Annotated in this window: 27 protein-coding genes and 1 tRNA gene; 14 read left to right on the forward strand and 14 right to left on the reverse strand. The window is 61.2% G+C overall.

Annotation, left to right across the window (positions count from 1 at the left end; genetic code table 11):
* Window positions 1–33: 33 nt before the first annotated feature.
* The 5 genes from urtD to ACOAP0_RS05115 form a co-directional block, all read right to left on the reverse strand.
* A complete protein-coding gene (gene urtD, locus ACOAP0_RS05095) occupies window positions 34–915 on the reverse strand; it encodes an urea ABC transporter ATP-binding protein UrtD (RefSeq protein WP_087494801.1) in 882 nt (293 codons plus the stop codon).
* Window positions 912–2,015 (reverse strand): urea ABC transporter permease subunit UrtC, encoded by a 1,104-nt coding sequence (gene urtC, locus ACOAP0_RS05100; protein ID WP_087494802.1) that lies wholly within the window; start codon window positions 2,013–2,015, stop codon window positions 912–914. Before urtC ends, urtD begins: the two co-directional genes overlap by 4 nt.
* Window positions 2,012–3,592 (reverse strand): urea ABC transporter permease subunit UrtB, encoded by a 1,581-nt coding sequence (gene urtB, locus ACOAP0_RS05105; protein ID WP_498375317.1) that lies wholly within the window; start codon window positions 3,590–3,592, stop codon window positions 2,012–2,014. Before urtB ends, urtC begins: the two co-directional genes overlap by 4 nt.
* A 95-nt stretch (window positions 3,593–3,687) precedes the next feature.
* Window positions 3,688–4,950: an urea ABC transporter substrate-binding protein gene (gene urtA / locus ACOAP0_RS05110; protein ID WP_498375316.1), complete on the reverse strand. Its 1,263-nt coding sequence runs from the start codon at window positions 4,948–4,950 to the stop codon at window positions 3,688–3,690.
* Between the two features lie 204 nt (window positions 4,951–5,154).
* Complete coding sequence (locus ACOAP0_RS05115; RefSeq protein ID WP_498375315.1) at window positions 5,155–5,568, reverse strand: hypothetical protein; 414 nt, start codon at window positions 5,566–5,568, stop codon at window positions 5,155–5,157.
* Window positions 5,569–5,706: 138 nt separating this feature from the next.
* Here ACOAP0_RS05115 and ACOAP0_RS05120 point away from each other — a divergent pair, with 138 nt between their 5' ends.
* From ACOAP0_RS05120 to ACOAP0_RS05135, 4 genes are all read left to right on the forward strand, one after another.
* Window positions 5,707–6,582: a DUF6502 family protein gene (locus tag ACOAP0_RS05120; protein WP_498375314.1), complete on the forward strand. Its 876-nt coding sequence runs from the start codon at window positions 5,707–5,709 to the stop codon at window positions 6,580–6,582.
* Window positions 6,579–7,976, forward strand: coding sequence for a DUF5666 domain-containing protein (locus tag ACOAP0_RS05125; RefSeq protein ID WP_498375313.1), 1,398 nt, complete (start codon window positions 6,579–6,581; stop codon window positions 7,974–7,976). The genes ACOAP0_RS05120 and ACOAP0_RS05125 overlap by 4 nt, the downstream gene beginning before the upstream one ends.
* A gap of 60 nt (window positions 7,977–8,036) precedes the next feature.
* Complete coding sequence (locus ACOAP0_RS05130; protein WP_498375312.1) at window positions 8,037–8,693, forward strand: FecR domain-containing protein; 657 nt, start codon at window positions 8,037–8,039, stop codon at window positions 8,691–8,693.
* A 187-nt stretch (window positions 8,694–8,880) separates the two neighbouring features.
* Window positions 8,881–9,309: a hypothetical protein gene (locus ACOAP0_RS05135; protein WP_498375311.1), complete on the forward strand. Its 429-nt coding sequence runs from the start codon at window positions 8,881–8,883 to the stop codon at window positions 9,307–9,309.
* Here the strand turns inward: ACOAP0_RS05135 and ACOAP0_RS05140 are convergent.
* From ACOAP0_RS05140 to ACOAP0_RS05175, 8 genes are all read right to left on the reverse strand, one after another.
* Entirely contained in the window at window positions 9,237–10,052 is an 816-nt protein-coding gene (locus ACOAP0_RS05140; protein ID WP_498375310.1) for a DODA-type extradiol aromatic ring-opening family dioxygenase, read from the reverse strand. The genes ACOAP0_RS05135 and ACOAP0_RS05140 overlap by 73 nt on opposite strands.
* Window positions 10,053–10,090: 38 nt before the next feature.
* On the reverse strand, window positions 10,091–10,720 hold the full coding sequence (locus ACOAP0_RS05145) for an ABC transporter ATP-binding protein (protein ID WP_498375309.1): 630 nt from the start codon (window positions 10,718–10,720) through the stop codon (window positions 10,091–10,093).
* 151 nt (window positions 10,721–10,871) lie between these two features.
* A complete protein-coding gene (locus ACOAP0_RS05150; protein WP_498375308.1) occupies window positions 10,872–11,444 on the reverse strand; it encodes a YceI family protein in 573 nt (190 codons plus the stop codon).
* 46 nt (window positions 11,445–11,490) lie between these two features.
* On the reverse strand, window positions 11,491–12,012 hold the full coding sequence (locus tag ACOAP0_RS05155; RefSeq protein WP_481872791.1) for a YceI family protein: 522 nt from the start codon (window positions 12,010–12,012) through the stop codon (window positions 11,491–11,493).
* An 87-nt stretch (window positions 12,013–12,099) separates the two neighbouring features.
* Window positions 12,100–12,678, reverse strand: a complete 579-nt coding sequence (locus ACOAP0_RS05160) for a cytochrome b (RefSeq protein WP_498375307.1) — start codon at window positions 12,676–12,678, stop codon at window positions 12,100–12,102.
* A gap of 129 nt (window positions 12,679–12,807) precedes the next feature.
* Window positions 12,808–13,071: a VF530 family protein gene (locus ACOAP0_RS05165; protein WP_313867446.1), complete on the reverse strand. Its 264-nt coding sequence runs from the start codon at window positions 13,069–13,071 to the stop codon at window positions 12,808–12,810.
* Between the two features lie 46 nt (window positions 13,072–13,117).
* Window positions 13,118–14,110 carry a response regulator transcription factor gene (locus tag ACOAP0_RS05170; RefSeq protein WP_087497238.1) on the reverse strand — a complete coding sequence of 331 codons (993 nt, stop codon included), beginning with the start codon at window positions 14,108–14,110 and terminating at the stop codon, window positions 13,118–13,120.
* Window positions 14,097–17,615 (reverse strand): hybrid sensor histidine kinase/response regulator, encoded by a 3,519-nt coding sequence (locus tag ACOAP0_RS05175; RefSeq protein ID WP_498376091.1) that lies wholly within the window; start codon window positions 17,613–17,615, stop codon window positions 14,097–14,099. Before ACOAP0_RS05175 ends, ACOAP0_RS05170 begins: the two co-directional genes overlap by 14 nt.
* Window positions 17,616–17,750: 135 nt before the next feature.
* Between ACOAP0_RS05175 and ureA the strand changes: the two genes are divergently transcribed.
* From ureA to ACOAP0_RS05225, 10 genes are all read left to right on the forward strand, one after another.
* Window positions 17,751–18,053 (forward strand): urease subunit gamma, encoded by a 303-nt coding sequence (gene ureA / locus ACOAP0_RS05180; protein WP_087494817.1) that lies wholly within the window; start codon window positions 17,751–17,753, stop codon window positions 18,051–18,053.
* Window positions 18,054–18,189: 136 nt separating this feature from the next.
* Window positions 18,190–18,792, forward strand: coding sequence for a HupE/UreJ family protein (locus tag ACOAP0_RS05185; RefSeq protein WP_498375306.1), 603 nt, complete (start codon window positions 18,190–18,192; stop codon window positions 18,790–18,792).
* An 11-nt stretch (window positions 18,793–18,803) separates the two neighbouring features.
* Window positions 18,804–19,109: an urease subunit beta gene (locus ACOAP0_RS05190; RefSeq protein ID WP_498375305.1), complete on the forward strand. Its 306-nt coding sequence runs from the start codon at window positions 18,804–18,806 to the stop codon at window positions 19,107–19,109.
* Between the two features lie 2 nt (window positions 19,110–19,111).
* The gene (ureC, locus tag ACOAP0_RS05195; protein ID WP_498375304.1) at window positions 19,112–20,830 is read left to right on the forward strand and encodes an urease subunit alpha; all 1,719 of its coding nucleotides are present in this window, start codon (window positions 19,112–19,114) and stop codon (window positions 20,828–20,830) included.
* An 18-nt stretch (window positions 20,831–20,848) separates the two neighbouring features.
* A complete protein-coding gene (locus ACOAP0_RS05200) occupies window positions 20,849–21,307 on the forward strand; it encodes a GNAT family N-acetyltransferase (protein WP_498375303.1) in 459 nt (152 codons plus the stop codon).
* A gap of 56 nt (window positions 21,308–21,363) precedes the next feature.
* Window positions 21,364–22,026, forward strand: a complete 663-nt coding sequence (ureE, locus tag ACOAP0_RS05205; RefSeq protein WP_498375302.1) for an urease accessory protein UreE — start codon at window positions 21,364–21,366, stop codon at window positions 22,024–22,026.
* A 12-nt stretch (window positions 22,027–22,038) separates the two neighbouring features.
* Window positions 22,039–22,716, forward strand: coding sequence for an urease accessory protein UreF (locus tag ACOAP0_RS05210; protein WP_498375301.1), 678 nt, complete (start codon window positions 22,039–22,041; stop codon window positions 22,714–22,716).
* A gap of 47 nt (window positions 22,717–22,763) precedes the next feature.
* Window positions 22,764–23,423 (forward strand): urease accessory protein UreG, encoded by a 660-nt coding sequence (gene ureG, locus ACOAP0_RS05215; protein WP_481872698.1) that lies wholly within the window; start codon window positions 22,764–22,766, stop codon window positions 23,421–23,423.
* A 13-nt stretch (window positions 23,424–23,436) separates the two neighbouring features.
* Window positions 23,437–23,526: transfer RNA gene (locus ACOAP0_RS05220), tRNA-Ser, on the forward strand.
* Window positions 23,527–23,569: 43 nt separating this feature from the next.
* On the forward strand, window positions 23,570–24,808 hold the full coding sequence (locus ACOAP0_RS05225) for an MFS transporter (RefSeq protein ID WP_498375300.1): 1,239 nt from the start codon (window positions 23,570–23,572) through the stop codon (window positions 24,806–24,808).
* 15 nt (window positions 24,809–24,823) lie between these two features.
* On the opposite strand, the gene ACOAP0_RS05230 is transcribed toward ACOAP0_RS05225, so the two are convergent.
* Complete coding sequence (locus ACOAP0_RS05230) at window positions 24,824–25,510, reverse strand: CBS domain-containing protein (RefSeq protein ID WP_498375299.1); 687 nt, start codon at window positions 25,508–25,510, stop codon at window positions 24,824–24,826.
* Window position 25,511 lies beyond the last annotated feature (1 nt).

The following is a 25,511-nucleotide window of genomic DNA, read 5'->3' on the forward strand; positions in this document are numbered from 1 at the left end:
AGCGACCCGTGCAACGGTGGAGCGTGGGGGCTTTCATCTGCCCAAATAAACTTCAATCACACGCTCATCGGCCTGCACCTGATCCAGCGTGCCCTGGGCCAATACCGAGCCGTCACACAATACGGTGACGATGTCACTGATGGTGCGGATGAAGCTCATATCGTGCTCCACCACCATCAGGGAGTGTTTGCCCTTGAGGCTCAAAAACAGCTCAGCGGTGCGCTCGGTTTCCTCATCCGTCATACCGGCGACCGGTTCATCCAACAGCAGGAGCTTGGGATCTTGCATCAGCAGCATGCCAATCTCCAGCCACTGCTTCTGGCCATGGCTCAGGTTGCCGGCGAGACGCCCCACACTGTCTGCCAGGTGAATGGTGTGCAGGATGTCTGCCAGACGGTCCCGCTGTGCAGAGTCCAGCTTGAAGAACATGGAAGCTTTGACGCCCTTGTCGGTCTTCAAGGCCAGTTCCAGGTTCTCAAACACCGAGAGTTGCTCAAACACGGTGGGCTTTTGGAACTTGCGCCCGATGCCCAGCTGTGCGATCTCGGACTCTTTGTAGCGCAGCAGATCGATGGTGCTGCCGAAGTACACGGTGCCGCTGTCCGGCCGGGTCTTGCCGGTGATGATGTCCATCATCGTGGTCTTGCCGGCGCCATTGGGCCCGATGATGCAGCGAAGCTCGCCGGGCGCGATGTCCAGCGACAGGTTGTTGATGGCCTTGAAGCCATCGAAACTCACGTTCACATCTTCCAGGTAAAGAATGCGCCCATGAGTCACATCCACTTCGCCCTGGTTGGCTAGCCGGCCGAAACCTGCAGTGCGACCGCCTGACTCGGTCTGGGCGGTTTGCTCGGCCAGTGCGGCCAAGCGCGCCTCTACGCGTCGTGCGCCTTGTTCCAACAGATCGGGAGTCATGCTTTCCCTCCCTTCAGTTTCTTGATCAATCCCACCACTCCGTCGGGCAGGAACAGGGTGACACCGATGAAGAGCGCACCGAGGAAATACAGCCAGAACTCAGGGTAAGTCACCGTGAGCCAGCTCTTGGCACCGTTAACCAAGAAGGCCCCCACGATGGGCCCGATCAGCGTCGCCCGCCCACCCACAGCGGCCCAGATAGCAATCTCAATCGAGTTGGCCGGGCTCATCTCACTCGGGTTGATGATGCCGACCTGCGGCACATACAGTGCCCCCGCTACGCCACACATCATGGCCGAAATGGTCCAGATGGTGAGCTTGTAGCCCAGGGTGGAGTAGCCGCTGAACATGACACGGCTCTCAGCATCACGCACCGCCTGCAACACCCGGCCGAACTTGCTGCCCACCAGCCAGCGGGCCAGCAGGAAGAACAGCAGCAAAGTCACCGAGGTCATGACGAACAAGGTCATGCGCATGCTGGTGGTGGCAATCGGGATGTCCAGAATTCGCTTGAAGTCAGTGAAGCCGTTGTTGCCACCAAAGCCGGTTTCATTGCGGAAGAAGAGCAACATGGCCGCGAACGTCATGGCCTGGGTAATGATGGAAAAGTAAACCCCCTTGATGCGCGAGCGGAAGGCAAAGTAGCCGAACACAAAGGCCACCAGCCCCGGCACGGCCACTACCAAAAACAGCGTGGCACCGAAGCTGCCGGACAGCGCCCAATGCCAAGGCAATTCTTTCCAGTCCAGGAACACCATGAAGTCCGGCAAATTGCTTTTGTAGTTGCCATCCAGCCCGATCTGACGCATCAGGTACATGCCCATGGCATAGCCGCCCAGCGCAAAGAACAGGCCGTGGCCCAGACTCAGGATGCCGGTGTAGCCCCAGATGAGGCCCATGGCGAGTGCGCAGATGGAATAGCACATGATCTTGGCCGTGAGTGCCACCGCAAAATCGCTCAGGTGCAGGGCACTGCCCGCAGGCACCATCAGGTTCAGTACCGGCACCAGGGCGCACAAGACAATCAGCGCAGCCAACCATGCAGCCCAACCGGCACGAGTCAGCAAAGGTTGCGGAGTGGGTAAGGAAATGTTGCTCATGCTTCTGCGCTCCGGCCCTTCATGGCAAAGATGCCTTGCGGACGCTTCTGGATAAAGACGATGATGAAAACCAGCACCGCGATCTTGGCCAGCACCGCACCGGTCCAGCCCTCGAGGAACTTGTTCAGAATGCCGAGGCCCATGGCCGCATACACGGTTCCGGCCAGCTGGCCCACACCGCCCAGCACCACCACCATGAAAGAGTCCACGATGTAGCCTTGGCCTAGGTCAGGCCCCACGTTGCCCACCTGGCTCAGAGCGCAGCCGGCCAAACCGGCAATGCCAGACCCCAGCGCGAAGGCGTAAGTGTCAATGCGGGCCGTGTTCACACCCATGCAGCTCGCAATCGGGCGGTTCTGCGTCACTCCGCGCACGAACAGGCCCAGGCGTGTTTTCTCAATCAGGAACCAGACACCTACCAGCACTGCCACTGCAAAGGCGACGATGATCAAGCGGTTGTAGGGCAGCGAGAGGTTGCCCAGCAGCTGTACACCTCCACTCATCCAACTCGGGTTTTCCACGCCGACGTTTTGCGCCCCGAACAGGGTGCGCACTAGCTGCATCAGCATCAGGCTGATACCCCAGGTCGCCAGCAGAGTCTCCAGCGGACGCCCGTACAAGAAACGGATGACGCTGCGCTCCAGGGCCGCACCCACCAGCGCCGAGGTCATGAACGCCACCGGCACTGCGGCCAGCAAATACCAGTCGAACGCGCCGGGAAGGTATTTCTGGAACAGTACCTGGACCACGTAAGTGGCATAAGCGCCGATCATCATGAGCTCGCCATGGGCCATGTTGATCACGCCCATCAAACCGTAGGTGATGGCCAAACCCAAAGCGACTAACAGCAGGATGGAACCCAGGCTGATGCCGCTGAAGATGGCACCCAGGCGGTCTCCCCACGCGAGGCGGGCCTCGACGGTACCCAAGCTTTTTTGCAGTGCGGCCTTCACGTTGCCGTCTGTTTCAGCCTGCAAGCGCTCCACCAACAATGTTTTGGTGGCGGCCTGTGCGCTGTCGCCCAACTGCGTGGCTGCTTCCAGGCGCTTGGCCGGGTCTTCGCTGCCCAGCATGGCCGCAGCGCGCAGCAACTGCAGTTTTTCCTTGAGGTCCGGGGCAGTCTCGTTGGCCAGCGCTTTTTCCAGCAAGGGCAGCTTGCCGGCATCCACCTGAGAGCCCAGGGTCTTGATCGCTGCGCGGCGCACCGCCACGTCGGGCGACAGCAGCTTGACCGCAGCCAGCGCGGTATCCAGCTCGCCGCGCATGCGGTTGTTGTTCATGACGTCTTCGGCGGTATCGGGCACAGCGACTTCCGCTTGGGTGACCGGGTCCACGCCCTTGCCATCCACCATCATCACGGGCACTTCGCCCACGAGCTTGACGGCATCATCCGAGAGCGCCTGGATGAAACGCACCGTGCGTTCATCGGCACTTTCCACCGCTTTTTGCAATGCCGCCACGCGGGCATCGCTCTCGCCGGATGCCATGGCTTTTGCCTCTTCAGCGCTCAGCGCATATGCGCGAGCGGCTATCAAAAGCATAGCAATCATCAGCCATTGAAAAATTCGTTTTGGCATACGCCAATCTCTCCGGGGTAAAAACAACAAGCCGCCACGCCTTTTTCAAGACTGTGGCGGCTCTGGCTAAACGCTAGCCTCTCCCTGCCTTCGCCTTATTTCTTTGCGGGCTCATCAGGCTTCTTGTCGTTGCCTTCGATGTAAGGAGACCATGGTTTGGCCTTTACGGGGCCCGGTGTCTTCCAGACCACGTTGAACTGGCCGTCGGCCTTGATTTCGCCGATGAACACGCTCTTGTGCAAGTGGTGGTTCTTTTCGTCCATCTTGGACACGATGCCGCTTGGCGCCTTGAAGGTCTGGCCAGCCATCGCAGCGATCACCTTGTCCACGTCGGTGGACTTGGCCTTCTCAACCGCTTGCTTCCACATGTTGATACCGATGTAGGTCGCTTCCATCGGGTCGTTGGTCAAAGGCTTGTCCTTGTGACCGGCAATGCCCTTGGCCTTGGCGTAGTCAGACCACTTTTTGATGAACTCGGTGTTGGTCGGGTTCTTGATGGACTGGAAGTAGTTCCAAGCAGCCAGGTGACCCACCAGAGGCTTGGTGTCCACGCCGCGCAGTTCTTCTTCACCCACCGAGAAGGCCACCACAGGCACGTCTTTGGCGTTCAGGCCTGCGTTGCCCAGTTCCTTGTAGAAAGGCACGTTGGAGTCACCGTTGATGGTGGACACCACGGCGGTCTTGCCGCCGGCAGAGAACTTCTTGATGTCAGCCACGATGGTTTGGTAATCGCTGTGGCCGAAGGGAGTGTATTTCTCGTCGATGTCAGACTCTTTCACGCCCTTGGACTTCAGGTAGGCGCGCAGGATCTTGTTGGTCGTGCGGGGGTACACATAGTCAGTGCCCAGCAGAACCCAACGCTTGGCGCCGCCGCCTTCTTTGCTCATCAGGTAGTCGACTGCGGGGATGGCCTGCTGGTTAGGCGCTGCACCGGTGTAGAACACGTTTTTGGACAGCTCTTCACCTTCGTATTGCACGGGGTAGAACAACAGGCCGTTCAGTTCCTCCACCACCGGCAGTACGGATTTGCGGGATACGGAAGTCCAGCAACCGAAGATGACGGAGACTTTGTCCTGGGTCAGCAACTGCTTGGTCTTTTCAGCAAACAGGGGCCAGTTGGAGGCAGGATCAACGACCACGGGTTCCAGTTTCTTGCCGAGCACACCACCCTTGGCGTTGATTTCGTCGATGGCCATCAACACGGTGTCTTTCAACACGGTTTCAGAAATGGCCATGGTGCCGGACAGGCTGTGCAGGATACCGACCTTGATGGTGTCAGCAGCCATTGCGGGCACGGCCGACAAGGTGGTGAGAGCGACGGCAGCGGTGAGTGCCTTCAAAGTAAAACGACGTTGCATGTGGGCTTCTCCGGGGGGTTAAACAAATCCATCTCGCTTCTCGCAAAACAATCTCGGAAGAGGTTTTGTGATGCGATGGAGTGACTGTAGGTTTGGCCGCCCGAACCGGAAATACGCCTAGTGGCGTACACCTCTGCAAAGTCCCCACTGCAATAAAAAAGCCGGCTCGCAAAGCGGCCGGCTTGGATGGCGGGTGAACGCGGATCAGAGTGTGGTGGTAGTCGTAGTCGTAGTCGTGGTAGTGCCGGTTGTGGTGCCTGTGCTTGTCGCTGGCGGAGTCACGGGTGGCAGGTCGTCTGCACCGCGACCGTGACGAACATGGCCGGGGGCGTCGTCTGCACCGCGACCATGGCGCACGTGGCCGGCAGCATCGTCGGCGCCACGTCCGCGACGCTGACCGCCGGAATCATCGCTGCGGGTGCTGCTGGACGCACTGGTGCTGCCGGAACTGGAAGATGCACTGGAGGACGAAGAAGAAGAGGAAGACGAGGAAGAAGAGGAGCCCGAAGATGAAGATTTACCCGACGAGCCACCTTTGTCGGCCAGCGCAGATGTGGCGCTGAGAGCAAGTAACAGGGTGGCACTGGTGGCTATGAGAGCAGAGCGGATGAAGGTCATGGTGAGATTCCTTAAGGTAGTTAAATTTTCACAATGTGTGTGATTTTTTCCCACACACGACTGAACTATATGTGTGAAATTTTCCCACGTCAAATAATTTGTGTAAATTTTTCCCACAAGCAAGTTACATTTGAGCTCATGGACAGTTCCAACTCTTCCCTCGCCGGACCACCTCCCGCGCTGGTGCGCGCACTACGCCGCGTATTGCGCCCCTTGGTGCGGGTCATGCTCGCGCAAGGCATCACTTACCCCTACCTCGCCGAGTTGCTGAAGAACCTGTTTGTCGATGTAGCTGCTACCGAATTCCGCTTGGACAACAAGGCGCCAACCGATAGCCGCGTCAGCCTGATGACGGGGGTGCATCGCAAAGACGTCTCCCGTCTGCGCAACGAGTTGGCACAAACAACCGAAGCTGTTCCCGCTGTGGTCTCCCTCGGTGCCCAGCTGGTCGCTGTGTGGCTGGGCACCGCCCGCTATTTGCACGAAGACGGCAGCCCCCTGCCCTTGGCGCGCTTTGCCAGTGAAGGTGGTGAGTTGTCTTTTGAAAGCCTGGTGGCCGGTGTGAACAGCGATATCCGCTCGCGTGTGGTGCTGGATGAGTGGCTGCGGCTGGGGGTCGTCCGCCTGGACGACGAAAACCGCGTGTGCCTGAATGCAGAAGCCTTTGTGCCCAGTGAAGGCTTCGACGAAAAAGCTTTCTACTTCGGCCACAACCTGCACGACCATGCCGCTGCGGCCGCGCGTAACCTGCTGGGCGTGCAGCCCGCGCTGCTGGAACGCAGCGTGCAATATGACGCACTGAGCGAAGCCTCCATGGCACTCCTCGCCAAGCAATCGCGCGAGGCCGGCATGAAGGCCCTGCTGGCCGTGAACAAGAACGCCCTTGCATTGGAACAAGCCGATGCGGCCACAGAGGCCCCCAAACACCGCATGACCTTCGGCATTTACTTTTATACCGAACCCATGCCCGAAGCATCCTCTGCACCTGCCGGGAAGACAGGGGCTGCCACATGAACCGCCAACTCCATCATTTGCGCTGCCTTGCTGCAGAATTAGCTCTCATGGGAGCGCTGCACGCACAGGGCGCCAACGTGTGTGGCCACAGCGACTCGCCGGTCAACCCGCAAGCAGCAGCGCCGGGCATTGGCGGCACCGGTGACACCGCCCTGCGCCCGGGCATCGGGGGCACCGGCAATGTAGCACTCAAGCCTGGCATTGGCGGCACCGGCATCGACAACGGAGGCATAGGCGGCACCGGCATCGTGGGGGTGATTACCGGTTTTGCCAGTATCTGCGTCAATGGTCTAGAGGTGCATTACGACGAGAGTACGCCGGTCAATGACAACGGGCAAACCGTCAAAACAGGCGTATTGGCGCTCGGTCAGGTAGTGGTGGTGAAGGCGAAAGGCCAAGGCGATGAACTGCAAGCCGAGAAAATTACCTTGCAACATCTGGTGGTCGGACCGGTAGAACGGGTGGACACCGCGCGCAGTGAAGTCCGGGTTCTGGGTCAAACCTTGCGCTGGAGCGGCGAGCCCGGCACCCTGTCTGCCCTGAAACCCGGTCAGTGGGTCCGGGTCAGCGGCCTGCGCATGAGCGATGGCAGCATTGACACGACCCATCTGCAACCCATCCCACCACAAGCCCAGGCCCAACTCACCGGTCCGGCGGAACATGGGTCAGAAGGCACTCTACGGATCGGTGAAACCACTGTCCAAACTGGGCGCCTGGGTTTTCTTGAGGGCTTGCGTGCATGGCGCGCCGCCCTGAACGGCCAGGAAGTCCGGGTTCAAGGCAACTGGGATGGAAGGCAATTGGTCGCCACAGGCATGCAGCTGCAACCAACACGCACCACCATGGGACCGGTAGGGCGGGTGGTGGTGGAGGGCTATGTCAAAGCCGCCTCGACAGACGGTTTGGACATCGGCCAGGGACGCATGGCCTTGGGCGCACAGGTGAATGCACGGCAACGCGCCGAACTGCGGCAAGACCGCGAGCAGCGCGTGCGCGTTACAGGGGTACGTGGAAGTGATGACCGCATCACCGTGGAACGGGTGGATGTGCGCCAAAGCTCAGAAAAGCGAGTCCGCTCCAGTGGCAAAGGCGAGGGCGGCACCCGCAGCGGCAAATCGGAAGATGCAAGCGGGCAGGACGATTCCAAATCAGGCAGCTCCGGCAAAAACGAAAGCGGGGACGACAGCAAGAGCGGAAGCTCCGAGAGCGGTAGCGGAAAGACAGAAACTACTTCGGGGGGTAGCGGCAAAACGGAAAGCTCTGGCAGCTCTGGCAGCTCTGGCAGCTCTGGCAGCTCTGGCAGCTCTGGCAGCTCTGGTAGTTCAGGTAGTTCAGGTAGTTCAGGTAGTTCAGGAGGGTCTGGCAGCTCGGGTGGACGCAGCAAAGGAAAATAGTTAAGGTAGAGGACTTAGCGCATAGGCGCTATCTTTTTCATAGCTACCTGCGCATACTCCATGAGCACCAGACGTCAATTCATATCTACATCCGTAGGGCTTGGAAGCATTGCCGGTTTGGCCGATGCACTGGCCATGGGCCAGAAACCGCTTCAAAGTGGAATACGCCGTATCAAAGGCGATGTGCGATTGAATGGCAGCCCCGCCAGGATGGACCAAGCCGTGCTGCCAGGCGACACCATTGCCACTGGAGCCAACAGCGAAGTGCTGTATGTGATGGCCAACAACGCCTACCTCATGCGCGACAACAGCGTGATCCAGTTTGTGCAGGATGGTGCAGTCGGCGTCTTGCGCTTGATCACGGGCAAAGTGCTGGCGGTATTCGGCCCCGGCCCCAAGCGGCTCGAGACCCCGGCAGCCACCATAGGCATCCGCGGCACTGCCTGCTATATGGAAACGATGGAGGCCAAGCTCTACTTTTGTCTGTGCTACGGCACTGCCGACATCCAGCCCCTGGCCGACGCCACCCAAGCACGCACCCTGACCACGCAGTACCACGACGCGCCGCTGTACATAGGTCGCGAAGCTGGTAGGCACCTGATGGAACCTGCACCGGTCATCAATCACCGGGACTTGGAACTCATCATGCTGGAAGAAGCCGTAGGCCGCCAGCCACCGTTCATGCAGCGCGCCAACCGGGACTCCAACGGTTACTGAGCCTTCAGCATGTATTCAGAGCCCTGCACGCAAAGTCCCTCAAGCTGTCAACAAAGTCACAAAAACGCGCACCGTCCGGGTGCCAAATGTTCACCGTCGAACAGTTGCCCTTGAGCACTTGACGGCTCGGGCCTAACGTTGAGCTTTCACACCATCGCTAGCCAACACCCCTTGGCGGGGCCCAGCCATGACACCCATCACGGACACACTTCCAGACCCGGCATCGCCTGCCATGCGCAAGGCGGCGACCTCCTTGATCCTGAACCAGCTCAGCGAACTGGTGGCGCAGGACACGGACTGGATGGCTGCTTGCCGCAAGCGCATCAAGGACCGGATGTCGGATGCCAAACACATCACCTTCAACAACGACCTCAAGATCCGGCTGATCGAAAGCCAGCTTGAGAAAGGCACCGCGGCGGCCGAGGGCTCGCCACCGGTCAAAACTCTGATCCAGGAACACCAAGCCCTGACCGACAAAAACCACCAACTCCAACGCACCGCACACGTATGTGCGCTTGCCTTGAAATTGATGGATCAACAGGCTCAGGCTGGGGCGGATATCTCGCCGAAACGGAAGCTGGAGGCGGTCACGCCGCCAAAAACGGTCTCGTCGTGATACACACACTCTGCAGCATCGTCATAGGCGGCTCCCACGGCCACCATGAGGGGCAGCAAGTGCTCTTCGCGAGGGTGGCAGATTCGGGCCGCAGGCGCTGATTCCCAGTTCACCAATGCCTCTACGCGCACGGAAGGCGATGCAACCATCGCTTCCTGCAACCAGACGTCAAAAGCCTTGGAAGGAGCCCGCCCGCCGGAACCGAAATTGCGCAGATTGTGATAACTCAGGCCGCTGCCCACGATCAACACGTCTTCATCCCGCAACGGCGCCAAAGCCCGACCCAACGCAATGTGCTCGGCCGGATCCAGCCCCGCACGCAGGGACATTTGCAACACAGGCACCTTCGCGTCCGGGTACATCACGGCCAAGGGCACAAAAGTGCCGTGGTCGTAGCCGCGTTGAGGGTCCAGTGCCACCGGCAAGCCGGCTTCCTGCAGCAATCCCTGCACCCGCAGCGCCAGCTCCGGGGCGCCCGGCGCGGGATACACCACCGAGTACGTGTGTGCGGGAAAGCCGCCATAGTCGTAAACCATGCCGGGCGCGGGGTTGGAACCCAGCGTGAAGGCCCGCTCCTCCCAATGGGCGGTAATCATCAAAACAGCTTTGGGTGTGCGGCCGATCTGGCGTGGCATATCGGCCAGTGCGGTGTCCAGGCTGGCCAGCATGTCGCGCATGTCAGGCATCCAGGGCCAGGGGCCACCACCGTGGGACACAAAGTAGGTAGGCAGTCGGGTTGTCATAAGGTTCTCCTAGTCATTGGTGCGCAATGCAACGGGGCTCAGTGGCCCAAGTCAATGGTGGCGGCCAGCGGCACACCGGCAGGCGCTTCGTAGTCTGCCAACACCCAGGCGCGCGGGCTGTGCGCCGCCGCATCCTGCAGCAGCTCGGTGATGGTGCGTATGGACCCGCGGTCCAGGGCAGCAAAAGGCTCATCCAGACATGTCAACTCGGCTCCACTGGCGCACGCCGCCGAGATCCAGACTTTGCGCTTGGAGCCCGTGGACAACATGTACATGGGCTTGGGCAGATGTTCTTCAAGGCCTAGCGCCGAAACAAGCTCTGCACACAGTTCCACATTCCATTGCGGCCACTGGCGGCGGCTCTGCTGGAAAAATTGCGCTGCAGGCGTCTGGTCCCAGGCGCTGGTGCGCGGATCCATCCAGAAGGCTTTTTGCCGGTACTGCGCGGGCTGACTTTGCAGGCCGGTGCCGGCCAGTTGCAAGCTGCTGCCTGCTACCGCCAAATCGCCGGCCAACATGCGCAACAGGCTGCTCTTGCCCCGCCCTTCCCCGCCGGTCACCAGCGTCACACCCGACTGCAACTGCACGTCCAAAGGGCCCCACAAGGTGTGCCAGCGCAAGCCGCGCGCATGAAGTACCGGGGTGTTGGAAACAGATTCAGCCGACATGGAAAGGCAAACTCCGGAAAAAGAACGCTATAAAAACAATAGCTGCTCGCGCATAGCAATCATGCGCCAGAGCCTGATTTTGCATAAAAAAAGGCCAGCCTCGCGGCCGGCCTTCCGGTGGGCAGCGGCAAGAGCCGCGCCGCTGTCGCAATTACTGCTTGATAGCTTCGAGTGCGATGGTGATGGTCACGTCGTCGCCCACGTACGGTGCGAATTTGCCGGCGTTGAATTCAGTGCGCTTGATGGTGGTCGTGGCTTCCGCACCGATCACATCCTTCTTGTTCATGGGATGGGTGGTGGACACAAAGTTCACGATCTTCAGGGTCACTGGCTTGGTCACGCCCTTGATGGTCAGGTTGCCGTCCACAGAAGCAGGCTTGTCGCCGTCAAACACCACCTTGGTGGACTTGAAAGTAGCGGTGGGGAACTTGGCGGTGTCCAGGAAGTCTTCGCCCTGGATGTGGCCGTTGAATGCGGCAAAGCCGGTGTCCACAGCCTTCATGTCAATCACGACGTCCACTGCGCCAGTCTTGGCAGCCTTGTCAAAAGTCACGGTGCCGGTGGTGTTGTTGAAACGGCTTTGCTGGGTGGACAGACCGAAGTGGCTGTAAGAGAAGCGAGGGAAAGTGTGCGAAGGGTCCAGGTTGTAAGTCGCGGACTGGGCGCTGGCAGCACCGGCGAAAGCGGACAGTGCCAAAGCGGCAGCGATGAGGGAAGTACGCATGAAAACTCCTGATTTGCGGGTTGGTTAAAAAAGAAATGGAAAAAACTTAAATCTTGCCTACGCCGGTCAGCGCGAGCTTGAACTTGACCTGCACATCGTCAGCGACCATGGAAGTGTCAGCCCACTCGTTCTCGCCGATCTTGAAGGCGAGGCGCTTGAGCGGGAACGTACCGGTCACAGTAGTAGTCGCACCGCTCTGAACAAGGGCCACAGGCACGACCACATCGCGGCTGTTGCCCTTGATGGCGAGCTTGCCGCTCACTTCAAACTTGCCACCACCCAGGCCTTTGACGGCGGTGGACTGGAAGGTCGCTTGTGGAAACTTGGCCGTGTTGAACCAGTTGGGACGGGGCAGCTCGGCGTCCGTTTCGGGAACACCCAAAGTGGCGCTGGCGATATCAACGGTGAATGCAATCTTGCTGGTGTCGGGCTTGGCAGGATCAAAAGCGATTTGTGCATCAAACTTCTTGAAGCGCCCTTCCACCGGCACACCCATCTGCTTGCTCACGAACACGATTTCGCTCTGGGCGGGCACCAGCTTCTGCTGGGCAAAAGCAGACACCCCCATGAATGCAGATGCTGCAATGGCAGTGGACAGAAATACGCGGGAAACCAACATGTCAAATCCAATCAAAAAATCGGGCCAAAAGAGAGTTCAATCGCGGCCGGGCAACATGCGGTTGATCAGGCCATCGCGGTCTATCCACTGGTGCTTGAGTGCAGCGGCAATGTGCAGACCGGCCAGTCCGATCAAGGCAAACGCACTAAGTTCATGAAAGGGCTTGATCATTTCGGCCAGCGCTTTGTCAGCAGGCACGAAATCAGGCAATGGCAGTACGCCGAACACCACGATGGGGAAGCCCGCCGCAGAGCTATAGGCCCAGCCGATCAGCGGCACCAGGAAAAACAGGGCATACAGCGCGTGGTGGGTGCCATGGTGGGCCCAGTGTTGCCACGCGGGCATGGCCGCAGAAATTTTGCCGGGCAGTTCAGGCGGACGGTGCGTCAAGCGCCACAACAGGCGCAACGCGGACAGCGCCAGGATGGTGATACCGGCCCACTTGTGCCAGTTGTACAGCTTCAGACGGGTGGGCGAAAAAGGCAGGTCGGTCATGTACAGGCCGACTGCAAAAATCCCGATCAGGGCCAGCCCCAGCACCCAATGCAACACGATGGCCGTAAGGCTGTAGCGCTTGGTGCCAGCGTCGAAGGAGGAGGTGTGGTTAGATGCCATGCGTAGAAGTCTAGGGGGGCATGAATTGCTGATTTTTGAATCTAATTGATGACTTGATTCAAAAAATGTGAATAGTCAAGTTCCCGGATCCGTATGCGGAACCTCGCCGGATACGACAAACGGCGCGGCTCAGCGCCCTGAACGGCGCATTTCGCGCAACATGAACAGATACAGCCCTTCCACCTTGTCGCGGGCCCAAGGGGTTTTGCGCAAGAACTTGAGGCTGGAGCCCACACTGGGCTCAAAGGTAAAGCAGCGCACCGGGATGCGCTCGCCCAAGCCGTCCCAACCGTAGTAATCGGCCAGTTCCGTCACGATGGCCTCCAGCGTTTTGCCATGCAGCGGGTTGTTGGCCTGCTTGGCCGGTGCAGGCGGGGGCGTGTCGGTACTCATGCCGCAATTGTCGCAGGCCGCCGGAGACGCATAAGGCGAGATGCCCTCACCCTTCAAACTGCGGGTGCAATTGCCGGATACGCGACATCGCCATGCCAGCGGCGGCGGTGCGCGTCTCCACGCCCAGCTTCACAAACACCCGCTCCAGGTGTTTCTTCACAGTCATGGGACTGCTGCCCAGAATGTCGCCGATGTCTTTGTTGGTCTTGCCCTTGACCACCCAGTAGAGCACTTCCGCCTCGCGGGCGGTGAGCTTGAAGGAAAGGCTCATGGCTTCAATGACAGCGGTGTCTGACACCTCGCGCATCACGATCAGCCAATCGCCACCGGCATCGCTGTCCCCGATTTGTTGGTGCAACCGGAAAGTCAGGCGCTTGGGGCCGCGTTCCAGGCTCAGCTTGGCCGGCTCGTCCCCGCGGGCTACCGTTTGTAGGCAGGCCTGCAACCAGCCCAGAACTTCGGGCGGCGTGTTGGGCGCCTGGGTGCCGCAGTAGCGTTCCAGCAGGTCGCGCGCCAAGGGCGTTTGCCACATCAGGCAGCCATCGGCAGCACGCACGGTGATGGTGGCGTAGCCGAAAGCATCCAGCGCATTGCGGGTCTGACGCCGCTCGCGTGCGCCGGCCAGGTGCACTCCCATGCGGGCCAGCACTTCCTTGGGCTTGATGGGCTTGGTCACATAGTCCACCCCACCGCTCTCCAGTGCCGCCACCAGATATTCGGTCTCGGTCAGGCCCGTCATGAAGATGATGGGGATGTGCGTGGTTTGCGGCGCAGCCTTGAGGCGACGGGCGACTTCAAAACCGTCCATGCCGGGCATCATGGCGTCCAGCAAAATCACATCGGGCAAAGCCTGCATTGCGCGCATCAGGGCGGCCTCGCCGGAAGTGGCAATCAACACCGTGTAGCCGGATTCGTCCAGCGCGTCATGCAGCACAGAAAGGTTATCGGGCACATCGTCCACGATGAGCACTACGTCGCTGTTGGCACGGTCCAGCGTGCCATCCAGACGGGCGGCATCACTCAGGTCAACGGAGTTCATCTGCGGGGCTTGCATCGAGCACTTTCTGCAATTGTTCGGCCATGGTCTCAAACTGGTACTGGCGGGCCAGCGCCTCCTGCTGCGCAATGAAGGCCGCGCATTCGGGGTGCTGCACCTGCAGGCTTTGCAGCTGGTTCAAAACGCCCCGGTAGTAACCCAGGCGCGCCACTTCCAGCAAGGCGCGGCAGGCACTAGCGGGCAACGCTCCCACCGCCACAGGCTGCATATCTTGGGCCACACTCGGGGCGGCTTGCATGGAAGCCTCTACCGTTGGCTTGTCCACCCACACCAACTCCAGCCGGCGCTCCAGCCAGTCCAGCAACTCGCTGTGGCGCACGGGTTTGACGATGAAGTCTTCCGGTGGCAAGCCCAGCCCGTTGTCCAGCCCCCGGTCAAACGCGTTGGCAGACACGATGGCCACCTGCGGCTCGCTGCCACCCAATGCCGGATTACCCCGTATGCGGCGCAGTGTCTCCCAACCGTCAATGCCGGGCATGGCGAGATCCAGCAACACCACATCGGGCTGCAGGCCGGCGGCCAGCAGGTCCAGGCAATCGTGGCCGCTGGCAGCAGTGCGCACTTCAAAGCCCAAGGGCTCCAGCAGGCTCACCAGCAGCTCGCGGTCCGCCTCCTCGTTATCCACCACCAGAACTTTGCGGCGCGCACCGGCATAGGCCACGCGCGGCTTGCTGTGGGGGGCCGCTTGCTGTGCGCTTGCCGGCGGCATGTGCAAGTCCGGCAGGAACAAGCGCACCTTGAACACCGAGCCCTGGCCGAGCACACTGGTTGCTGACAGCTCGCCCCCCATGAGGTCGGTGAGCATCTTGGCAATCGTCAAGCCCAAGCCCGACCCGCCCGACGCCACGGCGGCACCCGATGCCGCAGTCGATCCGCGGGTGAAGGGCTCGAAGATGCGGTCCAACTCCTGCGCTGGCATGCCGGGGCCGGTATCATGAATTTCGATATGCGCCATTTCCCGCGCATAGCGCAGCACTAAGCGCACACTGCCCGTGGCGGTGAACTTGATGGCATTGCCCAGCAAGTTGATACAGATCTGCCGCAGGCGCTTTTCGTCCGCCCTCACCCACTCCGGCACATTGCCCTGAACCTCAAACTGAAACTGCAACCCCTTGGCCGCCGCCTGCAGTTCGAACATGCCGGCAAGCTCGGCCATGCCGTTGGCGAACTGCATGGGCTTCACATTGAGGGTGAGTTTGCCGCTCTCGATATGGGCCATGTCCAGCGTGCCCTCAATCAAGGACAGCAAGTGTTCGCCGCCCCGCTTGATCACGCTCACCGCCTGCTTGCGGTGGGGCGGTATCGCCGCGTCCTCGCCCATGAGCTGTGCGTAACCCAGGATGCTGTTGAGCGGCGTGCGCAGTTCGTGGCTGATGGCACTGATATAACGGCTTTTGGCCTGGTTGGCCGCCTCGGCGGCTTGCCGGGCTTGCTCGGCTACACGCTTGGCTTCCTGCAAGGCAACGTCCGTCTGGCGGTGGGACTCGATCTCGCGCAGCAGCAAATGGCTTTGGCGGTTGGACTCTTCCTGTGCCACCTGCCGGCTTTTGTGCGCCAGCACCAACCACCAGGCCACGATGCCGGACATCAGCATCAGCGCAGCAAAGGTTTTGCTGAAACCCGAACGCAACGCTGCTTCTACGGCAAGGCGCTGTTCGGTCAATGCGACCAAGCCCCCCAACTCCTGCTTGTAAAACATGGCGAACACCGTGGCCAGCAGGGGCAGGATGACCAGCATCAGCAGCAGAAAGTGCCCCAGCCCCGTGTCCAGAAACGGCCACACCCTTTTGGGCAACAGCCAGCGCAAAGCGGCGGACCACTGGGTGGCCAGGTTTGCATGCGGTTTGCACATGTCGCCACAGCGCGCATCCAGCGTGCAGCACAGCGAGCAAATCGCACCTTGATACGCCGGGCAATGGGCCATGTCTGGCCCCTCGTATTCCCGCTCGCAGATCACACACTGACGGGCTTGCAGCCGAACGTAGCTGCCCTGCGTGACAGTGGATTCTTGCTTTCTTGCCAAGTAGTACTTGCCTTTGGTCCACCACGCAATCAAGGGCGAGGTCACCATGGCCGTGACCAGGGCCACCACCGCAGAAAAAGCCTTGGCCAATTCCCCGAAGAGGCCGAGGTAAGCCAGGATGGACAGCAATGACGCCATAGCCATGGCCCCCACCCCCACGGGATTAATGTCGTACAGATGCGCCCGCTTGAACTCAATGCCCTTGGGCGACAAGCCCAAAGGCTTGTTGATGACCAGATCGGCCACCACGGCCATGATCCAGGCGATGGCGATGTTCGAATACAGGCTGAGCACTTCACCCAGCGCCTGGAACACATTCATCTCCATCAACATGAAGGCGATCACGCTGTTGAACAGCACCCACACCACCCGCCCGGGGTGGCTGTGCGTCAGGCGCGAGAAGAAGTTGCTCCAGGCCAATGAGCCGGCGTAGGCGTTGGTCACATTGATCTTGAGCTGCGAGACCACCACAAAAACAGCTGTCGCCGCCACCGCCCAGCCCAGCGAAGGGAACACATATTCATACGCAGCCAGGTACATCTGGTTCGGGTCCACCGCACGCTCGGTGGGCACGCTGTGCTGGATGGCGAGGTAGGCCAGGTACGCACCGCCCAGCATTTTGATCACGCCCAGAAACACCCAGCCAGGCCCGCCCACCAGCACCCCGGCCCACCAACTGAAGCGGTTGGTGGCGGTGCGTTGGGGCATGAAGCGCAGGTAGTCGGCCTGCTCCCCCATCTGGGTAATCAGGGCAATACCCACCGTGAGCGCAGCACCAAAGAGGTGCAAGCTAAAGACACCCGCAGTGCCTTGCTCACCAGCGTAGTGCGTTATGCCGGTAAAGGCTAGCGGATCACGCACCAAAACAAAGCCAAATGGCACCACCAGCATGATCAGCCACAGCGGCTGCGTCCAAATCTGCAGGCGGCTGATGGTGGACACGCCGTGGGTGACCAAGGGAATCACCACCACCGCGCAAATCAGGTAACCCCAGGTAGGCGGTATGTCCAGGGCCAGCTCCAGCGCATAGGCCATGACGGCCGCCTCCAGCGCGAAGAAGATGAAGGTGAACGAGGCATAGATCAGCGAGGTCAGTGTGGATCCGATGTAGCCGAAGCCCGCGCCGCGCGTGAGCAAGTCCATGTCCACCCCATAGCGGGCGGCATACACACTGATGGGCAAGCCCGCCAGAAAAATCACCAGCCCCGTCATCAGAATGGCCCAGAAGGCATTCACAAAGCCGTACTGCACCAGCAAGGTGGCGCCCACGGCTTCCAGGATCAGAAAAGAAGCCGCCCCAAACGCCGTATTAGCCACCCGCCATTCCGACCACTTGCGAAAGCGCTGTGGCGTGAAGCGCAGGGCGTAGTCCTCCATGGTCTCGCTGGCGACCCAGTTGTTGTAGTCGCGGCGGATTTTCACCACCCGCTGGGCGGGGGCTTCCGGGGTTGGAGGGGGCAGCATTTCAATGGACACGCGCTGCAGGGTGCAGTTTCCATGCCATTGCCGCAGGCAAGGCTGCGGCATTTGGCGTACGGCACCACCACAGGGCACGGGGATTGCTTAGGATGCTCCACCTGCAGACAAATCGGACCGACCATGGAACTCACGCCCAGAGAAAAAGACAAGCTCATGCTGTTCACTGCCGGATTGCTGGCAGAGCGCCGCAAAGCCCGTGGCCTCAAGCTCAATTACCCGGAAGCCGTGGCCCTGATCAGCTGCGCCGTGATGGAAGGCGCACGCGATGGAAAAACCGTGGCCCAGCTCATGAGCGAAGGCCGCACCGTGCTGACCCGCGACGACGTGATGGACGGCATCGCCGAAATGATTCCGGACATCCAGATCGAAGCCACCTTCCCCGACGGCACCAAGCTCGTCACTGTCCACCAGCCTATCGTATGAACACCCCCCGGCTTGCCCACTTCGTGTGGCCGCTTTCCCCCTTGCAGGGGGCAACACCAGCGGCCCGGCAAAGCCGGTTCAGCGGTGTTCCTGGTTAAGACGACCTCCCCTCTTCTCGCTCACTTTTGGAGATTCCATGCGTTACCCATCGAAATCCGCTCTTCTTTTCATAGCTGCTTGCGCACTATCCACGGGCGCCAGCGCCCATATCGGCACTGATCTGCATAGCCATGGCAGCTTCATGACCGGCCTGCTGCACCCGCTGGGCGGCATGGACCACCTGCTGGCCATGCTGGCCGTCGGGGTCTGGAGCGCAGTGTCTGCCCGCCGTGCCGGGCCTGCCCTGCTGTGGGGACCGCTCGCCTTTGCCAACATGCTGGTGCTGGGCGCCCTGCTGGGCCTCCAAGGCATGGGCGGCGCCGTAGTGGAGCCCATGGTGGCTGCGTCCGTGCTGGCGCTGGGCCTCTTGGTACTCACACGCCAAGGCTTGAATGCCGCAGCCTCCATGGTGTTGGTGGGTGGCTTTGCTGTGTTCCACGGACTGGCCCACGGTGCGGAGTTGGCAGCTACAGGTGACGCGGTTGCGGCAGTGGCAGGCATGTTTGTCACCACCATCGCGCTGCATCTTTCCGGCGTGGCACTGGGCTGGTCCTTGCGTGCTGCCAATGTGTGGGCAACCCGCGCCACCGGCGCGGCAGTGGCTGCTTCGGGCGTGGCCCTGTTGATGCAATTGGCGTGAAGGAAGGCACCATGATCCCCGGCGAACTCATTCTTGACGACGGCGAACATCTGCTCAACACAGGCCGCCGTACCGTGACGGTGGTGGTGCAGAACCAGTCGGACCGGCCTATCCAGGTTGGTTCCCACTACCACTTTGCAGAGACCAATGGCGCGCTCGGCTTTGACCGTGAGGTGGCGCAAGGCATGCGCCTGAACATCGCCTCCGGCTCGGCCGTGCGATTCGAGCCCGGCCAACAACGCACCGTGGAGCTGGTGGAGATTGGCGGCGACAGAATGATTTACGGCTTTCGCGGCCTGACCCAAGGGAGTCTTTGAAAATGGCAACGATTGGACGCCGCGCCTACGCGGAAATCTTTGGCCCCACCACTGGCGACCGCGTGCGCCTGGCAGATACCGGCCTGATCATTGAGGTCGAAAAAGACTACACCCTGGCTGCGGGCAGCTATGGCGAAGAGGTAAAGTTCGGCGGCGGCAAAACCATCCGCGATGGTATGGCGCAAAGCCAGCGCACCAGGGCGGAAGGTGCAGTGGACTGCGTGCTGACCAACGCCCTCATCCTGGACCACTGGGGCATCGTCAAGGCCGACATCGGCCTCAAAGGGGGGCGCATAGTGGCCATCGGCAAAGCCGGCAACCCCGACACCCAGCCGGGTGTGGACATCATCATCGGACCGGGCACCGAGATCATCAGCTGCGAGGGCAACATCGTCACCGCGGGCGGCATTGACTGCCATATTCACTTCATCTGCCCGCAGCAGATTGAAGAAGCACTCTCCAGCGGCGTGACCACCATGATGGGCGGCGGCACGGGCCCTGCCACCGGCACCTTTGCCACTACCTGCACCCCCGGCCCATGGAACATCGAGCGCATGCTGCAAGCGGCTGATGCCTTCCCCATGAACCTCGGCTTTTTTGGCAAGGGCAACGCCAGCCTGCCCGGCGCACTGCACGAGCAAATCAATGCCGGTGTGATCGGCCTCAAGCTGCATGAAGACTGGGGCAGCACGCCCGCTGCCATCAGCAACTGCCTGGATGTAGCCGACGAAACCGAAATTCAGGTAGCCCTGCACTCCGACACGCTCAACGAATCCGGCTTTGTGGAGAACACGATTGAAGCCACCAAGGGCCGTGGCCTGTGCGCCTTCCACACCGAAGGTGCGGGCGGCGGCCACGCTCCTGACATCTTAAAGGTGGTCGGCCAGGCGAACTTTCTGCCCAGCTCCACCAACCCCACCATGCCCTACACCCAGAACACACTGGACGAGCATGTGGACATGCTGATGGTCTGCCACCACCTGGACGCAGGCATTGCCGAAGACCTGGCCTTTGCCGAAAGCCGCATCCGCAAGGAAACCATTGCGGCGGAAGACATCCTGCACGACATGGGCGCGATCTCCATGATGAGCAGCGACAGCCAGGCCATGGGCCGCGTGGGCGAAGTCATCATCCGCACTTGGCAAACAGCCGACAAGATGAAGTCGCAGCGTGGCAGCTTGCCCGAAGACAGCAGCCGCAACGACAACTTCCGCGTCAAGCGGTATGTGGCCAAGTACACCATCAACCCTGCGATTTCGCACGGTATCAGCCATGAAGTCGGGAGCATCGAAGTCGGCAAGTGGGCCGACCTGGTCATCTACAAACCTGCCTTCTTCGGTGTGAAGCCCGCGCTGATTTTGAAGGGTGGCTTCATCGCCCACGCCGCCATGGGCGACCCGAATGCGTCTATCCCCACCCCGCAGCCGGTGCACTACCGCCCGATGTTCGGCAGCTTTGGTGGCGCGCTGCACCGGGGCTCGCTGACCTTTGTGTCCCAATCGGGCTTGAACGCAGGCATCAAGGAACGCTTCGGCCTGGCCAAAAACGTGTCAGCGGTGAAAAACATCCGTGCCGTACGCAAACAGCACATGGTGCACAACAGCTACCTGCCCACCATGGAAATCGACGCGCAAACCTACAGCGTGCGCGCCGACGGCCAGCTGCTGACCTGTGAGCCGGCAGTCAAGCTACCCATGGCACAGCGGTACTTTTTGTTCTAAAGCTGCATCACGCAACCCATGCACATTCGCATCGATGACCTGCAGGGGGCGACCATTGCCGCCCTGCTGCAAGTGCACCTGAATGCGATGCACCAGCATTCGCCACCCGAAAGCGTGCACGCCCTCGATCTGGATGCCTTGCGCCACCCGTCCATTACTTTCTGGACAGCATGGGACGGGGATGTCCTGATGGGCTGCGGCGCGCTCAAAACGCACAGCGCCACCCACGCAGAGCTCAAGTCCATGCGCACCGCTGCGGGCCATGAACTCAAAGGAGTGGCGCGCGCCCTGCTGCGGCACATGGAGGCTGAGGCGCGGGCAAGAGGCGTGCTACGTATCAGCCTGGAAACAGGCACAAACGCCCCGTTCTTCCCGGCCCACAGACTCTATGAAAGTGAAGGCTTTGTAGAGTGCGGCCCGTTTGCCGACTACCAGATAGACCCCTGGAGCCGGTTCATGACCAAAGCCCTGACCTGAGGGGTATGGCGCCCCTGCGCCACAATGCGGCCATCCACCAGAACACCTGAATACTTATGCTCCAAGTCTCCAAATGCATCCCCCAAGGCCAAGGCTTGGCACCGGTCCTCGTCAAGCGCGCCGCCACCGTCGAGCTGGATTGGGACGTGCGCCAGAAAAGCCGCTTTGACGCCACCGACTCCACAGGCCGCCAAATCGGCGTATTTCTGCCTCGTGGCACCGTCGTGCGCGGTGGCGACGCGCTGGTGGCCGAAGACGGCTCGCTCATCGTCGCCAAAGCCGCACCGCAAGCGGTGCTGAAGATCACCCACTGCCGCAATCACGGCACACCTTTCGACCTGATCCGCGCCGCCTACCACCTGGGCAACCGCCATGTGCCCATCGAGTTACAGCCCGACCACCTGAAGATTGAGCCTGACCACGTGCTGGCCGACATGCTGCGTGCGATGCATCTGATCGTGAACGCGGTGGACGAAGCGTTTGAGCCCGAGAACGGTGCCTACGCCACCGGTGGACACCACGGCGGCCATCACCACGGACACGATAACCACGACCATGACCACGGGCATTCCCACGCCGGCCACAACCATGACCACGCGCCCAAGCCGGCGGCTACCTTGCGCGGCATCCCGGTGGCGGTACAGACCAAACCGCATGTGCATGGCCCGGACTGCAACCACGGTCACGACCATGGCCATGGTCACCACGACGACCAGTAAACCCAATACACCATGCTTGACAGCAGCTTGATGCAGCTCATGTGGCTGGCCTCCCCGGCCTTGCCGATTGGCGGATTTTCATACTCCGAATGCCTGGAAGCCGCTGTGGATACTGCGCGAGCCGCTACAGAAAGTGAAGCATCCGTCTGGCTGGTCGACCAACTGCACATGACGCTGGCCCGCTCGGAGCTGCCAGCGGTGGCCCGAGCCATAGCGGCCTGGCGCGCAGACGACCAGCCCCGCATTGCCGAGCTCAATGCCTGGGTGCTGCAGACCCGCGAAAGCGCCGAGCTACGTGCCCAAACCGAACAAATGGGCAAAAGCCTGCTGGAATGGTTGAAGAACCACACCACGGCCACGCCCGCGCAGATTGCCTTGCTTGCGGCACAGGAACCCACCTACCCCATCGCATTCGCGCTGGCCGCAAGCAGCACAGGGGCCCCGGTGCGCGAGTGTCTGTTGGCCTTTGCCTTCGGCTGGGCCGAGAACATGATGCAGGCCGCCATCAAGGCCGTGCCGCTGGGCCAGAGTGCCGGGCAACGCATCCTGTCTGCCCTGACTGCCGAGATTCCTTCCGCCGTCGATTACGCCCTGAACGTGAGCGACGACACCCGCCAAGCCTTCAGCCCCATGCTGGCCATCCTGAGCAGCCAGCATGAGGTGCAGTATTCAAGGCTTTTCCGCTCCTAGCGCCCGTTGATATTGCGCGAGAAGCTCACTTTTTGATAGCAAACACCATGTCCGCACTTCACCATATCGCCAACCGCACCAAGACCCTGCCGCCCCTGCGCGTGGGCATAGGCGGCCCTGTAGGCTCCGGCAAAACCACCCTGCTGGAAATGCTGTGCAAGGCCATGCGCGACCAGTACGACCTGGTCGCCATCACCAACGACATTTACACCAAGGAAGACCAGCGCCTGCTGACCGTGAGCGGCGCGCTACCTGCCGAGCGCATCATGGGCGTGGAAACTGGCGGCTGCCCGCACACCGCCATCCGCGAAGACTGCTCCATCAACTTGGAAGCCATTGACCGCATGCTGGTGGACTTTCCCGATGCTGACATCGTGTTTGTGGAGAGCGGTGGCGACAATCTGGCCGCCACCTTCAGCCCCGAGCTGAGTGACCTGACCATCTACGTGATCGATGTGGCTGCCGGCGAGAAGATTCCCCGCAAAGGCGGCCCCGGCATCACCAAAAGCGATTTGTTCGTCATCAACAAAACCGACCTCGCCCCCCACGTAGGCGCCAACCTGGATGTGATGCGCGCCGACACCGAGCGCATGCGCAACACCCCCAAGGGCATGAAGCCCTTTGCCATGACGAACCTCAAAGACCTGACCGGCCTGAAAGAGGTGATTGCGTTCATCGAAACCAAAGGCATGCTCAAGGCCGGCTAGAATACGCAGCTCTGGAAGCTTGGCCGAGCGGTTTAAGGCACCGGTCTTGAAAACCGGCGAGGGTTTATCCCCTCCGTGAGTTCGAATCTCACAGCTTCCGCCAAATACCTCTTTGGCGCAGTGCTCAGGCGTCACAACGCCGCCTCATGACCACCGACGCATCCCTCCCCCCACTCTCGGCGCTGTTCAAGCAGCAGGCCTTCGTCCGCTATTGGTTCGCCCGCATTGCCGGCATCATGGGCAACCAGATGCTCATGGTGGCAGTCGCGTGGCATATGTACGACCTGACCTCCAGCGCCTGGGACCTCGGGCTGGTGGGCTTGTTCCAGTTTGTGCCAGCACTCGTGATGACACTGCCCGCCGGGCATGTGGCCGACCGCCTGCACCGCGGCCGCATCTTTGCGGCCTGCATGGCCTTGCAGGCTGGCGTGGCGCTCACGCTGCTGAGCGCCACCATGGGAAACTTCGCGTCCCGCGAACTCATCCTGCTTATCTCCGTGGTGCTCGGGCTGGCCCGCGCCTTCCAGATGCCGGCCCAGCAAGCCTTGGTAGCGCTGCTGGTCCCGACTAACTTGCTCGGACGCGCGGTAGCACTCAGCTCCACCGGCATGGAAATCGCGGTCATCAGCGGGCCGGCGCTGGGCGGGCTGCTCTACGCGCTAGGGCCCACCAACGTGTACATCTGCTGCACAGCGCTGATGGTGCTGGCCACCGGCCTGATTCTGGCCGTGCACTACCAGCACAAGCCGTCCCAGTTGGCCGCCAGTTGGTCCAGCCTGTTTGCCGGCGTGCGCTTCGTGTGGGAACGCAAGCTACTGCTGGGCGCCAGTTCGCTGGACTTGTTTGCGGTGTTGCTGGGCGGCGCGACAGCCTTGCTGCCGATTTATGCGCGCGACATCCTGCACACCGGGCCTACGGGTCTGGGCTTTTTGCGCGCTGCGCCCGCGGTAGGCGCACTCACCATGTCACTGGTGATCACCCGCTGGCCCTTGCGCCGACATGTGGGCAAGCGCCTGCTGAGCGCCGTGGCGGTGTTCGGGCTGGCCACCGTGCTGTTCGGCCTGTCCGAATCCTTCTGGTTGTCCCTGTTCGCCCTCACCGTGACCGGCGCGGCGGACTGCATCAGCGTGGTCACCCGCAATACCCTGGTTCAGCTGGAAACACCGGACGAGATGCGCGGGCGTGTCGCCGCTGTCAACTCTATCTTCATCGGCGCCTCCAACCAGTTGGGTGAATTCGAGTCCGGCGCCACGGCTGCCATGTGGGGCCCGGTGGGCTCGGTAGTGGTGGGCGGCATCGGCACCATGCTGGTGGCTGGCTTGTGGTTCAAGCTTTTCCCGGCTTTGGCTCACCGCGACCACATGGAGCCCCAAGGCAAGCGGTAAACGGCTACCGAACGCTCAAGTCCACAGGTCCAGCGGCGGGTCGGCCACCACGGCCCGCAAAATGTCGGAGCGGGACACGAACCCCTGCACCGCACCCGCCTCCTCCACCACCGGCAAACCGGGCAAGCCCGTATCCAACAGCACGCGCGCAAGCCGGCGAATGTCGGTATCAGCGGCCACGCTGGGCACCGGGGTCCACATCACGTCCTGCACGCTTTGCGCCAGAAAGGCGCGCCATACCAGCGCATGGGCATCCGCCCGAGGCAGATGCTCCGCACGGGTCAACTCCGCACGGGTGAGCAGCCCTACCAAAACACCCGCTGCAGACACCACGGGGGCCTGCGCAATGCCATGCTGGTTGAGCAGCGCCCAGGCTTGCTCGATGGTGGAGGTGTCAGGCACCGTCACCACCTCGTAGCTCATGATGTCGGCCACCCGGGTCAATGGCTGGCGAGTCTGTGCAGGTTTGCGAACCTCGCCATAGGCCGCCAGTGCCGTCCGATGCGCGATGTCGGTGGCAGGCGCTTCATGGGCAGGAGCGTTCAGCACATCGGCAAAGCGCAGAGGGCTATGGTCCTGGGCATCCAGCCCCAGCGCTTCGATGCGGCGGGTGCGTGCGGCGCGGCGTATGCCGGCTACCTTGCCCAACTCTTCGAGCGAGCCCCGGAATATCTGCCCTGCTGTACCGTAAACCGAAAACATG

This window comes from Curvibacter sp. Hmag1.1 (assembly GCF_059769165.1).